Annotated in this window: 11 protein-coding genes; 7 read left to right on the forward strand and 4 right to left on the reverse strand. The window is 72.0% G+C overall.

The genetic code is table 11. From position 1 onward, the window contains the following. The first annotated feature begins 12 nt into the window (after positions 1 to 12). Positions 13 to 960, forward strand: coding sequence for a succinylglutamate desuccinylase/aspartoacylase family protein (locus tag KF840_03705; GenBank protein ID MBX3023996.1), 948 nt, complete (start codon positions 13 to 15; stop codon positions 958 to 960). 35 nt (positions 961 to 995) lie between these two features. Continuing rightward, on the forward strand, positions 996 to 1,982 hold the full coding sequence (locus KF840_03710) for a succinylglutamate desuccinylase/aspartoacylase family protein (GenBank protein ID MBX3023997.1): 987 nt from the start codon (positions 996 to 998) through the stop codon (positions 1,980 to 1,982). Between the two features lie 201 nt (positions 1,983 to 2,183). On the opposite strand, the gene KF840_03715 is transcribed toward KF840_03710, so the two are convergent. Beyond that, complete coding sequence (locus KF840_03715) at positions 2,184 to 3,347, reverse strand: metallophosphoesterase (GenBank protein MBX3023998.1); 1,164 nt, start codon at positions 3,345 to 3,347, stop codon at positions 2,184 to 2,186. A gap of 109 nt (positions 3,348 to 3,456) precedes the next feature. Here KF840_03715 and KF840_03720 point away from each other — a divergent pair, with 109 nt between their 5' ends. Further along, complete coding sequence (locus KF840_03720; GenBank protein MBX3023999.1) at positions 3,457 to 4,308, forward strand: universal stress protein; 852 nt, start codon at positions 3,457 to 3,459, stop codon at positions 4,306 to 4,308. Positions 4,309 to 4,735: 427 nt separating this feature from the next. Next, positions 4,736 to 4,915 carry a hypothetical protein gene (locus KF840_03725; protein ID MBX3024000.1) on the forward strand — a complete coding sequence of 60 codons (180 nt, stop codon included), beginning with the start codon at positions 4,736 to 4,738 and terminating at the stop codon, positions 4,913 to 4,915. A 274-nt stretch (positions 4,916 to 5,189) separates the two neighbouring features. On the opposite strand, the gene KF840_03730 is transcribed toward KF840_03725, so the two are convergent. Then, positions 5,190 to 6,290 (reverse strand): DUF2332 domain-containing protein, encoded by a 1,101-nt coding sequence (locus tag KF840_03730; protein MBX3024001.1) that lies wholly within the window; start codon positions 6,288 to 6,290, stop codon positions 5,190 to 5,192. A gap of 100 nt (positions 6,291 to 6,390) precedes the next feature. On the opposite strand from KF840_03730, the gene KF840_03735 reads away from it, so the two are divergent. Continuing rightward, positions 6,391 to 7,383 carry a hypothetical protein gene (locus KF840_03735; protein ID MBX3024002.1) on the forward strand — a complete coding sequence of 331 codons (993 nt, stop codon included), beginning with the start codon at positions 6,391 to 6,393 and terminating at the stop codon, positions 7,381 to 7,383. Between the two features lie 69 nt (positions 7,384 to 7,452). On the opposite strand, the gene KF840_03740 is transcribed toward KF840_03735, so the two are convergent. Together KF840_03740 and KF840_03745 are read right to left on the reverse strand one after the other, a co-directional pair. After that, positions 7,453 to 9,252, reverse strand: coding sequence for a homoserine O-acetyltransferase (locus tag KF840_03740; GenBank protein ID MBX3024003.1), 1,800 nt, complete (start codon positions 9,250 to 9,252; stop codon positions 7,453 to 7,455). A gap of 89 nt (positions 9,253 to 9,341) precedes the next feature. Beyond that, positions 9,342 to 10,652 (reverse strand): O-acetylhomoserine aminocarboxypropyltransferase/cysteine synthase, encoded by a 1,311-nt coding sequence (locus tag KF840_03745; GenBank protein MBX3024004.1) that lies wholly within the window; start codon positions 10,650 to 10,652, stop codon positions 9,342 to 9,344. 121 nt (positions 10,653 to 10,773) lie between these two features. On the opposite strand from KF840_03745, the gene KF840_03750 reads away from it, so the two are divergent. Both KF840_03750 and KF840_03755 read left to right on the forward strand, forming a co-directional pair. Beyond that, positions 10,774 to 11,442: a DUF3047 domain-containing protein gene (locus KF840_03750; GenBank protein MBX3024005.1), complete on the forward strand. Its 669-nt coding sequence runs from the start codon at positions 10,774 to 10,776 to the stop codon at positions 11,440 to 11,442. Positions 11,443 to 11,539: 97 nt separating this feature from the next. Then, the gene (locus KF840_03755; GenBank protein MBX3024006.1) at positions 11,540 to 13,369 is read left to right on the forward strand and encodes a carboxylesterase family protein; all 1,830 of its coding nucleotides are present in this window, start codon (positions 11,540 to 11,542) and stop codon (positions 13,367 to 13,369) included.

A 13,369-nucleotide genomic window follows, 5' to 3' on the forward strand; every position in this document is an offset into this window, starting at 1 on the left:
TGGTAGCGAATGATGGAGATCCTCCACGACGACATCGTCTCCCTCGCCCTGCCCTACCGCGAGACGCTGCGCGTTCAACGCACCAGCTTCGTCGGCGGCGGCGGGCCGCGCGTGGCGGTGATCGCCGGCATCCACGGCGACGAGCTCGAGGGACTGTTCGTGTGCCACCGCCTGGCGGCCTGGCTCGAGCAACTGGCGGCATCGCACCCGCACGCGCTGCGCGGGCGCGTCGACCTGGTGCCGGCGATCAACCCGCTCGGCATCGACACGCTGGAGCGCTTCGTGCCGGTGTTCGACGCCGACCTCAACCGCAACTTCCCCGGCGACGCGGAGGGACTGCTGCCGCAGCGCATCGCCGCCGGCGCCATGGCCGCGCTGTCGGGCGCGGCGCTGGTCATCGACATCCACGCCAGCAACATCTACCTGCGCGAGATCCCGCAGGTGCGCATCGCCGAGGACTTCGCCGCGACCCTGGTGCCGCTCGCCCAGGGCATGAACCTCGACCTCATCTGGCTGCACGGCGCCGTGACCGTCCTCGAGGCGACCATCGCCCACAGCCTGAACAGCACCGGCACGCCCTGCCTGGTCGTCGAAATGGGCGTCGGCATGCGCATCACGCCGGCGTTCACCGAGCAACTGCTGATCGGCATCGTCAACGTCTGGCGCACGCTCGGCGTCCTGGCGCCGGATCTCGAGCTGCCGCCGCCGACGCACACGCCGCTGGTCGCCGACGACTCCAACGTCCACTACCTCAACGCCGCCACCTCCGGCCTGTTCGTTCCCGACATCGAGCACTGGATGGCGGTGCGCAGGGAGCAGACGCTGGGGCGCATCGTCTCGCCGCTGCACGGCGGCACCCTCGCCGCCGTCCGCTCCCCGGTCGACGGCATCCTGTTCACGCTGCGCGAGTACCCCGCCGTCTACGAGGGCTCGCTCATGGCGCGGATCATGGCGGTGTGATGCGCGCGCGCCCGCGCGCCCACGAGAGGCCTCCCGTGACCACGCCCACGCTGCTGGAAATGACCGCACCGCTGCGCGACGACTTCGCCATCCCGTACCACGACCTCGGACCGGCGGGAGAGCGGCCGGCGCTGGCGCTGGTCGCCGGGCTGCACGGCAACGAGCTGAACGGCATCTTCGTGCTCTCGCGCCTCGCCGAGTTCCTGGCCCGCGTCGCCGACGGGCGCGAGCCGGCACACGCCCTGCGCGGCCGGGTCGTCATCGTGCCGGCGGTGAACGTGCTGGGCGTGAACACGCGCTCGCGCCGCTGGCCGTTCGACAAGACCGACATCAATCGCATGTTCCCCGGCTACGACGCCGGCGAAACGACGCAGCGCATCGCCAACGCCGTCTTCCAGGCGACGCGCGCGGCACGCTACCGGGTCGACATCCACAGCTCCAACCTCGACTTCGAGGAACTGCCGCAGGTGCGTCTCTACGAACCGAGCGAGGACGAGAAGGCGAGCGCGCTGCTGTTCGGCCTGCCGGCGGTGATCGAACGGCGCACCGACCAGGTGTTCACCAGCACGCTCGGTCACGCCTGGCGCGGCGCCGGTGGCGAGAGCTTCGTCATCCAGGCGGGCCGCGCCGGCGACCTGCAACTGCCGCACTGCGAGCGGCTGTTCCGCGCCCTGATGGCCTTTCTCCACCACACCGGCCTGGTCACCGGCATCGACCTCGCCGCCGAGGACCAGGACACGCACTACTTCGGCGTCGACCGCACGCTGTCGCTCGTCTCCGACCACGCCGGCCTCTTCGTCACCCATGTCCAGGTCGGCACCTGGCTGCAGGCCGGGGCGCTGATCGGCGAGGTCTACGACGGCTTCTCGGGCGAACGCCGCGCCGAGGTCCGCGCCCCGACCGCCGGCCTGCTGAGCGGCATCCGCCGCCAGCCCCTCCTCTACGAGGGCGACCTCATCGCCCGCCTGCAGACCCGCACCCCGACCGGCAGCGAGAAGCAGGTGAAGGGCCAGGAGCAGTGACCGGGCGCGCCAGCCAACCTCGATGCGACAAAACACCTTCACCACGGAGGCACGGAGACACGGAGGGGGCAGCGTTGGAATGGCGGGTGGGTGCGATCCCCATGGCCATTGTTGATGGCGTTGCGGATCTCCTCCCCGGACCCCCTCTTGTCCAGGGTACTCCGTGTCTCCGTGCCTCCGTGGTGAAATGTCTTCGTCACATCACGGCCAACGCGCGCCGCGGATGGTGAGCTCGACGATTTCCGCCGGCGCGAAGAGGCGCAGGGCCGGGCCCCAGAAGCCGGTGCCGCGGCTGACGTAGAGTTGCGACCGGCCGCGCCGATAGTAGCCGGCGACGAACGGCGTGCTGAGGCGCACCAGATAGCGGAACGGCCAGATCTGGCCGCCGTGCGTGTGCCCCGACAACTGCAGATCGACGCCGCGCCGCGCCGCTTCCTTGAATGTGAGGGGATCGTGCGCGAGGAGCACCAGCGGCCGATCCGGATCGCGGCCGGCGAGCGCCGCGCCGAGATCGCTGCGCCGCGTCGCACTGACCAGGTGCGCGCGATGATCCTCGACGCCGGCGAGGTCGAACCCGGCGGCGCCGTCGCCGATGCTGACGCGCTGGTTGCGCAGCGGCCGCAGGCCGAGCGCCGTCACCCGCCCCACCCAGGCGTCGGCGCCGGAGTAGTAGTCGTGGTTGCCGGTGACGAAGAACACGCCGTGCGCCGCGCGCAGGCCGGCGAAGGGCGCGATCTCGTCGCCGACGTGACGCACGTCGCCGTCGACCAGGTCGCCGGTGATCGCGACGAGGTCGGGTGCGAGGGCGTTCACCTGCTCGGTGAGCGCCGCGGCGAAGCGGCGATCGAGGATCGGGCCGATGTGCAGGTCGCTGATCTGCACGATGCGGAAGCCGTCGAGCGCCGCCGGCCAGCGCGCGATGCGCACGGTCACCCGGGTCAGGCGCGGTCCCTGGCGCAGCTCGCGGCTGCCGCGCCAGAGCGCGACCACCGCCAGGGCGGTGATCAGCATCGCCTGCGCCCGCGCCGCCGTCTCCGGCGCCGCCACGCCCGGCGTCACCGCGCCCATCAGCGCGCCGAGCCCGTCGCTCAGCAGCGCGCCGACGAGCAGGAAGAACGCGGCGCCCATCCACAGCGAGGCCGGCCAGGCGATCAGCCGCCCCAGTCGCCGCGGCAGGGTGCGCTCGGCGATCGGCTGCAGCAGCAGCGAGAGCGCCCCGGCGGCGAGCAGCCCGAGGGCGAGATCCCGCCATGGCGCCGGCAGCGCCGGCCTCCAGACCAGGCGCTGCGCCAGGTAGAGGTGGCCGCCGACCAGCACCGCCAGCAGGACGCCGACGAAGACGGCCACCAGGACGAGACGACGCATGGCGGTACAGTACCGGATGCGGCACGGCGCGCCAGCCGAGCCACCGGCTGCTGTTTCCTACTTGGCGCCGGCCGACGGCGAGCTATGGATCGTCTCGAGAGGTGCTGCCATGGCCGAGATCAAGACCGTCCTCTGTCCGATCGACTTCTCCGAGCTCTCCCGCCACGAGCTGGCGCTGGCGATCGAGGTGTGCGCGGCGCTCGGATCGCGCCTGGTCATGCACCACAACCTGAGCGAGATCGCCCCCGGCCTGACCCGCCAGTGGGAATGGGACCAGTTCCATCGCGCCGGCTATCTCACCGCGGACGAGACCGAGTCGCGGCTGCGGGCGCTGCTCGCCGAGGTGCCGGACGGCGTCGCGGCCGAGGCGACCGTCAGCCGTGGACCGGTGGGTCTGGTGCTGCTCGACATGGCCGCCACGCTGCCGGCGGACCTCGTCGTGCTCGGCTACCACGGGCTGAAGGACCTCGACCACGCGTCGGTCACCGAGCGCATGCTCGACCAGTGCGCCGCCCCGATCCTGACCGTCCACGAGGGCGCCGCGATCGACGGCTTCAAGCTGCGCGGCGACACCGTCCCGGTGCTGGTGCCGGTCGACCTCGCCAACGGCGCGGCCGTGCTCACCGACTACGCCTGCGCCCTGGCGCGGCGCCTGCCGCTCCACCTGCATCTGCTGCATGTCGCCTCCAGCATCGCCTCCGCCGCGGCGGTCGAGCAGGCGCAACAGAACCTGCGCGCCCTGGTGCCGCCCGACCTCGCCGGCCGCGCCACCTGTCACATCGCCCGCGGCAACGCCGTCGGCCACATCCTCGAGGCGGCCGAGCGACTGCGCGCCGGCTTCATGATCATGGGCGAGCACAGCCGCAGCCTCCTCGTCAGCCTGTTCGTGAAGGACAACGCGAAACAGATCCTCGAGAAGTCGGTGTGCCCGGTCTGGTACGTTCCACGCCCGCGAGCGTAGGGACCACCGCCGCGCCCGCTCCGCCATCGCCTGCTCGACCCTGACGCAGAGGAGCTCGCCTCCGCCGCCGCGTGTACCTGGCCTCGATAGGACAAGACAACTTCACCAGGGAGGCACGGAGCCACGGAGGGTGCAGCGTGGGAATGGCGGGTGGGCGCGATCCCTATGACCATTTGCTGATGGCGCGGGGATCTCGCCCACGAACCCTCTCTTGTCCAGGTTGCTCCGTGCCTCCGTGGTGAAATGGCCTTCGTCACATGGTGGTCCACTGCCCCTCCGACTTTGCACTGCCAAGTCGCGTGTGCAGTCCGTGTACTGCGACCGCAGTCTGGGCTTTGCAGCGACTCGAACTCGCCCGCGTGCTCTCGTGCGCCGCCCCGATGGGCACATCACTTGCTCTGACGTGTCAGCGTCGAGGAGGTCAGACATGATGGTGATCGACTTCACAGCCGAAGCAGCTCCCGTCATCTACGTGATGATCGCGATCCTCGTGGTATCCGCCGTCGGTGTCGCGATCGAGCCGACCGCCCGCGCGTTGCGCACCTGGGTGCGCGCATTGCAGCCACGCTTCCACATTCGCCGCCCGGCGCTGGGGCATTCGCGGTGACCTGCGGCGCTCTCGAGATTGGCGCGACGGCGGTCGCGCCACCGGTGCACCCTGCCGACCCGACGTCGGAGGCGTGGTCGCGTTCGCCCGAGCGCGGCTGTGCCTGTGTGCAACGGCCCACGCAGCGGCTCGTCCCGCTCCCCCCAGACGATGACGAAGCCGCGATCCACCAGTAACACCGCGCGACCCCAAGCGCGCGGCTGACGCACCCCCCTCCCTCCCCAGCGAGCTCGCGGGCCACACGGTCCGCGAGCTCGTCCATCCGAGCACCGGGCTACGTCTCTCCGGTGCCTTCCCGCCAGTCCACCCAGCGCCCGTGCGGGCAGGCGGCGGCGAGCGTGCGCGGCGCGCCGCCGGGCCACAGGCGGAGCTCGACCTCGTAGTGCGCGGCGCCGAAGAGATCGAAGCGCAGCCAGGCGAGCGGCGCGGCGGCGGTGGCGCGGGCGCCGGCGGTTTCGATCAGCGTCGTGACCCGCTCGCGCTCCGCTTCCGAGAGGTACCACCACATCACGGAGTGGAAGACCACCGTGGCCACCCCGTCGCCCGCCGGCGCCAGTCGGACCGCGAGCCAGTCGGCGGCCGAGCAGCGTTCGATCGCCGGTGGATCGCGGCGCGCGGCGGCGATCGCGGCGCGCAATTGCGCCAACCGCTGCGGCTGGTCGCCCCAGATGAACGCTTCGAGGCGCCGCGTCTGGTCGGGATCGGTGACGTCGATCGGCGCCAGGTCGCACCCCTGCCGCGACGCCACACGCGCGGTGCCGCGCAGCACGTCGCCCGGACCGTGCCATCCGGCGCGCACGGTCATGGTGGCGTCGTCGGCGCCCCAGCGATGGACCACCGGCGCGTCGGCCGCGGGCGGGGTGGTGGCGGCGGCGGCGAGAAATTCGTACCGATAGCGGTCCCAGCGCAGGTTGAGGCCGGCGCTGCAGCCGATTTCGAGCAGGCGCAGCGGCAGGCCGGTCGCCGCGGCGACGGTGAGGAAGCCGCCGAGCAGGGCGCCGCTGCGGCGCACCTCGTTGGTCTGCACCTGGCGATCGAGCTCCGGCCGGATCGCCTCGGCGCGCGCGGCGAGCACGGCGCGGAAGGCATCCCAGGCGGCGGGCCAGCGGGCGCTGCCGCCGACCGTCGCGTAGTGGGTCGCCAGCTCCGGCGCCGCGCCGTCGAGCACCAGGCGGTGTACCGCGCCGCACAGGCGCATCGGCAGCGCGTCGGGAATCGGCTTGCCCTGCCAGCCGTCGAGCAAGCGCGCCAGCGGCCCGCCCTGCTCGATGTCCTCGGCGCAGCGGCGCAGCAGCTCGCCGTAGAACGGCGAGCCGAATTCGGCGCTGAAGTGGGCCTGGAGGCGGAACGACTCGACGATGCCGTCGGCGAGCATGGACGCAGGATGGCCGATGGCGGGCGAAAGATGAAGCACGCCGTTTCCTCTCTCGTCGGCGGCTTTCGTCGCCCGCCGGCCTTTGGGCTAGGCTGCGCGCATGTCGACCCTCACGCTCGCAGAGCTCACCCGCTTCGGCATCACGCCCGCGGACGAACACCCGCATCCGTTCAGCCCCGAGTACGAGTGGTGGAACGAGTCGGTCTTCTACGACTGGTACGACGCCGACGGCGGCAACGCCGGCCACTGCCGCATCGGCTGGCACCCCAACCAGCAGCGCCTGTGGGTGTGGCTGTTTCTGTGGAACGGCGCGGAGTGGGTGGCGATCGAGGAGCCGCGCCTGCCGCTGGCGGCGCTCAGGCTGCCCGCCATCGCCTACGACGACGGCTGGGGCCTGGCGTTCTCCTACGCCGTCGACGAGCCGCTGCGCCGCGGCCGCTTCGCGGCGCGCGGCTTCGGACGCGTGCTGTGCGGGCCGCGCGCCGGCATGATCCTGCCGGTCGGGGTCGAGCTCGAGGTCGAGACCGTCGGGGCGGCGCATTCGCTCGGCCAGCAGCAGCTCGCCGGCCACAGCGCCGAGGGATACTCGGTGAGCCGCTTCGAGCAGCCGATCCGGGTGCGCGGGACGTACCACGTCGCCGGCGACCGACGCGCCATCGTCGGCCGCGGCGAGCGCGACCACTCCTGGGGCCCGCGCTGGTGGAACATCGAGTGGAACTTCTGCGTCGCCCACGCCGACGCGTACCGCTTCCAGGCCGCGCACGTGCGCATCCCCGGCGCCTCGGAGATCGACACCGGCTACCTGCACGTCGGCGAGCAGACCGGCAACCTGAGCGCGCTGACCCTCGACCTGACGTTCGATGACGCCAACGTCACCCGCCCGGTGTCCGGCCGTTTCGCGTTCACCGCCGACACCGGCGCGGCATTGTCGGGCCGCATCGAGCCGATCACCGCTGCCGAGATCGACATCACCCACACCTTCGTCCCGCCCCGCCGCTCGGTGTACCGGCGGAGCCTGATCCGGGTGATCCCGGACGACGCCCCCGCCGGCATCGGCTGGCTGGAGTCGAACCGCTTCGCGGAGGAGTCGTAGCCGCGGCCGCGTGCCCGAAGACTGCTCGGCCGCCTCCGCGCAGGGGCGACGCGCACCCGTGCCTTGCGCTCAGCGGCTCAGCACCGCGATCGCCACGTCGGCGTTGAGGTTCGGATCGTCGGTCACCCATCGCCCGGCTTCGCTGTCGAGGTACACCTGGCGCGCCATGCGGATCCCCTTGGCGGCGCAGAAGGCCTCGAAATCCGCGATCGACGGAAAGCGGCGGTTCGGCGTGTCGTACCACTCGAAGCTGTACGGCCCCTCCGACTTCGGCGACCGCCCCTCCTCCGCCAGCATGCGGCGGAGCTTGCGGTAGGCGAAGTTCGGGAAGCTGACGATCACCTGGCGGCCGACGCGCACCGCTTCGTCGACGATGCGCTCGGTCTCGACCACCGACTGCAGCGTCTGCGACAGCACGACGACGTCGAACTGCCGGTCGCGGAAGGGCGCCAGCCCCTGCTCGAGGTCGCACTGCACGACATCGAGGCCGCGCCGCACGGCGGCGAGGATCGCCGCCTCGTCGAGCTCGACGCCGAGCAGGCGCGCGTGGCCGCGGGCGCGCAGGCGCGCCAGCAGCTCGCCGCCGCCGCAGCCGACGTCGAGCACGCTGGCGCCGGCCGGGATGAGATCCAGGATGCGCTCGTAGTCGAGCCGGCGGCCGTGAAAGATGCTGGTCGGCGCGGTTTCGCTGCCGGCCGGCGCGACCGCGGGGTCGGGCGGCGCCGCCAGGTGGGCGAGGAAGCCGGCGATCAGGCCGCCGGTGGTTTCGAGTTTCTCGGCCAGCAGGAAGGCGTCGTGGCCGCCCGAGGCGGCGATGTCGCAGTACGACACGCCGCGATCCTCGGCGAGCAGGGCGTCGACGAGCTGGCGACTCTGTTCGGCGGGGAACAGCCAGTCGCTGCTGAAGCTGGCGACCAGCCAGCGGCAGCGGCTCCGGCCGAGCGCGGCGCGCAGCGCGGCCGGGGTGTCGCCGAGGTCGAAGAGGTCCATCGCCATCGACAGGGTGACGTAGCTGTTGGCGTCGAACCGTTCGACGAACTTGTGCCCCTGGTGGGCGAGGTAGGAGCCGACGGAGAACTTCTGCTCGAAGGCGGTGGCGACCTCGCGCGGCGCCAGGCGGCTGGGGTCGAACTTGGCCGTCATCGCCTCGCGCGAGAGGTAGGTGACGTGCGCCAGCATGCGCGCCAGCGCCAGGCCGGTCGCCGGACCGGGGCCGCGATCGTAGTACTCGCCGCGCCGATACCCGGGATCGTTGAGGATGGCGTTGCGGCCGACCACGTCGAAGGCGATCGCCTGGCTGGTGAGGCGCGCCGAGCTGGCGAGCGCCACGCAGCCGCGCAGCCGCGCCGGGTGGGTGATCGCCCAGGTGATCGCCTGGTGGCCGCCGAGCGAGCCGCCCACCACGGCGTGCAGGACGTCGATGCCGAGGTGGTCGACGAGCCGGCGCTGCGCCTCGACCATGTCGGCGACCGTCACGGTCGGAAAGTCGGCGCCGTACGGCCGACCGCGCCGCGGGTCGATGCTGTTCGGCCCGGTGGTGCCGCGGCAGCCGCCGAGCACGTTGGCGCAGATCACGAACCAGCGCTCGCTGTCGATCGCCCGACCGGGGCCGACCATCAGGTCCCACCACCCCGGCTCGTCGTCCGCGTCGTGCCGCGCCACGTGCGAGTCGCCGCTGAGCGCGTGGCAGACCAGCACCGCATTGTCGCGCGCCGGGGCCAGCCGCCCGTACGTCTCGTACGCGACCGTGACCAACGGCAACGCGCCCCCGAGCGCCAGCGCCAGCGGCTCGTCGAAGGTGACCGACCGCGCGTGCCGCAGCGGCGCCCCGCTGCGCACGCTGTCGGACGAGTGGAAGGAGTCACTCATGAAAGAGCTTCACCGCAGAGACGCGGAGGCGCGGAGACATCGCAGCTCGGAACCGGATCGCTCTGCGTCTCTGCGTCTCTGCGGTGAAGTCACTTCTGCGATGCCGCCATCGCCTGCTGCAGGTCGGCGATGATGTCCGCGACGTCCTCGATGCCGATCGACAGGCGGACGTACTCCGGCGTCACGCCGGTATCGCGCTGCTCCTGCTCGGTGAGCTGCGAGTGGGTGGTCGAGGCGGGATGGATGACCAGGGTCTTGGCGTCGCCGATGTTAGCCAGGTGGCTGGCGAGCTTGACGCTGTTGATGAACTTCACGCCGGCGGCGCGCCCGCCCTTGATGCCGAAGCCGACGATGGCGCCGGCGCCGTGCGGCAGGTAGCGGCGGGCGTTGGCGTGGTCGGGATGGTCGGTGAGGCTGGGGTAGTTCACCCACTCCACCGCCGGGTGCTGGCGCAGCCACAGGGCGACGTCGAGCGCGTTCTTGCAGTGGCGTTCCATGCGCAGGTGCAGGGTCTCGAGACCGAGCAGGGTGAGGAAGGACGCGAACGGGCTCATGCAGGCGCCGGTGTCGCGCAGCCAGTGGGTGCGGATGTGGAGGATGTAGGCGATGTTGCCGATCGGGCGCAGCGCCTCCTCGAACACCAGGCCGTGGTAGGCCGGATCGGGGGCGCACAGCTCCGGCCAGCGCTGCGGGTCCCTGGCCCACGGGAAGGTGCCGCCGTCGACGATGGCGCCGCCGATGTGCACGCCGTGACCGCCGATGAACTTGGTGGTCGAGTAGACGACGATGTCGATGCCGTGCTCGATCGGCCGCAGCAGCATCGGCGTCGTGACGGTGTTGTCGCAGATCACCGGCAGGCCGCAGGCGTGGGCGGCATCGGCCACGGCGCGGAAATCCGGCACGTCGTTCTTCGGATTGCCGAGGCTCTCGAGATAGACGCAGCGGGTGTTGGCGTCGGCGAGCTGCGCGATCTGCTCCGGGTGGTGCGGGTCGAAGAAGCGCACCTCGATGCCCAGCTTGGCGAGCGTCTGCGTGAACAGCGTCCAGGTGCCGCCGTACAGCGACGTGGCGGAGATGAAGTTCTGCCCGCTGTGACAGATGGTGAGCAGGGCGGCGGTGATCGCCGCCTGGCCGGAGGCGAAGGCGAGACCGGCGGCGCCGCCGTCGAGCGCCGCGAGGCGCTTCTCCAGCACGTCGTTGGTCGGGTTCATCAACCGCGAGTAGATGTTCCCGAACTCCGCCAGGGCGAAGAGCCGGGCGGCGTGATCGCTGTCGTCGAAGACGAACGACGTGGTGGCGTAGATCGGCACCGCGCGCGCGTGGGTGGTGGGATCGGGGGTCTGGCCGGCGTGCAACGCCCGGGTGCCGAGCCCCTGCGGCGGCGTGTCCTGCGAGCTCATGCGCGTCCTCCTGGTCGCGCGTTGGACAGAGCAGGATGCCGGCGCCCTGGCAAGCCCGCACGGGTGAGAGGATCGCCCCGCGCCGGTTGCGTGAGGGCAGCGCGGCCGGTAGCCAGGGAGAGTGATCCGGCCGGCGACCGCTGCCCTGCTGCTGGTGTGCGCCGGCAGCGCGTTCGCACACGACGTCTGGCGCGAGGAGTTCCGCAGCCTGCCGTTGGGCTGGGAGGTGCGAACGGTGCCGGGCACCGCCGTCACCAAGTTCCGCGCCGATCCCGACGGCGCCGACGGCGCCGGCGTCCTGGTCATGGAGGCCGACAACGCCAGCGCCACCTTCGCCACCCAGCTCAAGACCGTCGACCTGCGCCGCACGCCGCTGCTGCGCTGGCGCTGGCGGGTGCTCGAGTACCCGCGCGACGCCGACGGCCGGGTCAAGGCGCGCGACGACCAGGCGATCGCCATCTACGTCAGCCACGGCGGCCTGCTCGGCCAGCGCTCGATCGCCTATCGCTGGGAGACCGACACGCCGGTGGGCACCGAGGGCGATGCCACCTACGCCGCCGGCATCGTGAAGGTACACTGGATCGCGGTGCGCAATGCCGCCGACGGCACCGGCCAGTTCCACATCGACGAGCGCAACGTCGCCGCCGATTTCCAACGCGTCTTCGGCTTCGTCCCCGACGATCCGATCATCGCCGTCACCAGCAACAGCCAGTACACCGGTTCGCGCGCCGTCGCCGAGCTGGACTGGCTGGAGCTGGCGCCGCTGGCCGAGATCCGCAGCCGCGAGTGATGCGGCGGCTGGCGAGCCGCCGCACGGTCGTGGCCATGCGCGCCCTCGCGCCGGCGCCGCGGTCTCCTGTATGGTCCTCCCCTCGAAGGGGGGATCCATGCATCGAACGCGCTCGCTCGCCCTGCTGGTCGTGCTGATCGCCGGCGCCTGCGGGCGCGCCGGGCGCCCGCCGGCGACCGTGGACCCGACCTCGGCGCGCACCCTGCCGGCGGGGCCCGTGGTCGGCGCGGCGGGCGACGCCGGCGAGCACGCGTGGCGCGGCATTCCCTACGCGCAGCCGCCCACCGGGGCGCGGCGCTGGCAGGCGCCACAGCCGTTGCCGCCCTGGCAGGAGACGCGGCAGGCGTTGCGCGCCGGCTCGCCCTGCCCGCAGTACGCCAGCCCGCTGGGCGGCGTGCCCGGCACGGACGGCACCGTGGTCGGCGACGAGGACTGCCTCTACCTCAACGTCTACGCGCCGCGCTTCGCGCCCGGCGACGTGCCCACCGGAGCGCAGCGGCTGCCGGTCATGCTGTGGATCCACGGCGGCGGCAACTCGATCGGCGAGGCCGGCTTCTACCATCCCGGTCGGCTGGCGGCCGACGAGCGGGTGATCGTGGTCACCACCAACTACCGCCTCGGTCCCCTCGGCTGGATGCGGCACGCGGCGCTGCGCGACGGCGCGACGCCGGTCGAGCAGTCGGGCAACTTCGCCACCCTCGACCTCATCGCCGCCCTGCAGTGGGTGCGCGACAACATCGCCGCCTTCGGCGGCAATCCGGACAACGTCACCATCTTCGGCGAGTCGGCCGGCGGTCAGAACGTCTTCACCCTGCTCCTCGCGCCGCAGGCGAAGGGGCTCTTCCACCGCGCCATCTCACAGAGCGGCGGCCTGTGGATGTCGTCGCCGGCGCAGGCCGAGCACTTCGTCGACGACGCCGAGCCCGGCGACGCGCGCAGCTCCAACGAGGTGTTGCTGGCCCTGCTGCAGCGCGACGGCGCCGCCGATCGCGCCGCCGCCAGGGCGAGGCTCGCCGCCATGTCGCCGGCGCAGATCGCCGCCTACCTGCGCGGCAAGTCCGCCGCCGAGATCCTCGCCGTCTACACGCCATTCCCCCGCAACGGCATGATCGAGATGCCGAAGGTGTTCCGCGACGGCACCGTGCTGCCGGACGAGGACCCGATGGCGCGCTTCGCCCGCGCCGACGGCTGGAACCAGGTCCCGGTGATCCTCGGCACCAATCGCGACGAGAACCGCCTCTTCATGTTCGGCGATCCGCACTGGGTGACGCGCTGGTTCTGGATCGTGCCGCGGCTGCGCAACGAGCCGCTGTACGTGGTCACCTCGGAGTACCTGGCGCGCAACTGGAAGGCGACCGGCGCCGACATGCCGGCGGCGGCGATGCGCGGCAACAGCGACGACGTCTACGTCTACCGCTTCGACTGGGACGAGCAGCCGCGCGTCCTCGGCGCCGACCTCTCGGTCATGCTCGGCGCCGCGCACGGCTTCGAGATCCCGTTCGTCTTCGATCATTTCGACCTCGGCCCGCAGGGGAACGTCATGTGGACCGACGAGAACCGCGCGGGGCGCGAGCAACTGTCGCAGGCGATGATGGGCTACTGGGCCGAATTCGCGCGCACCGGCCGCCCCGGCCGCGGCGGCGACGGCACGGTCGAATGGCTCGCCTGGGACGCGCGCGCTCCGGCGGCGCCGAAGTACCTGGTGCTCGACACCGCCGCCGGCGGCGGCATCCGCATGTCCAGCGACGTCGTCACCCTCGAGGGTCTGCGCGCCGCCCTCGCCAGCGACCCACGCCTCGCCGACCCGCGCGACCGTTGCGCGGTGTACCACGAGCTGTCGCGCTGGGGCCGCGGCTTCAGCCGCGCCGAGTACGACGCGGCGCCGGAGTGCCGGGAGTTTCCGTTCGACCAGTACCCGTGGGGGTGA

This window comes from bacterium, from assembly GCA_019637795.1.
Lineage (GTDB): Bacteria > Desulfobacterota > Binatia > HRBIN30 > CADEER01 > JAHBUY01.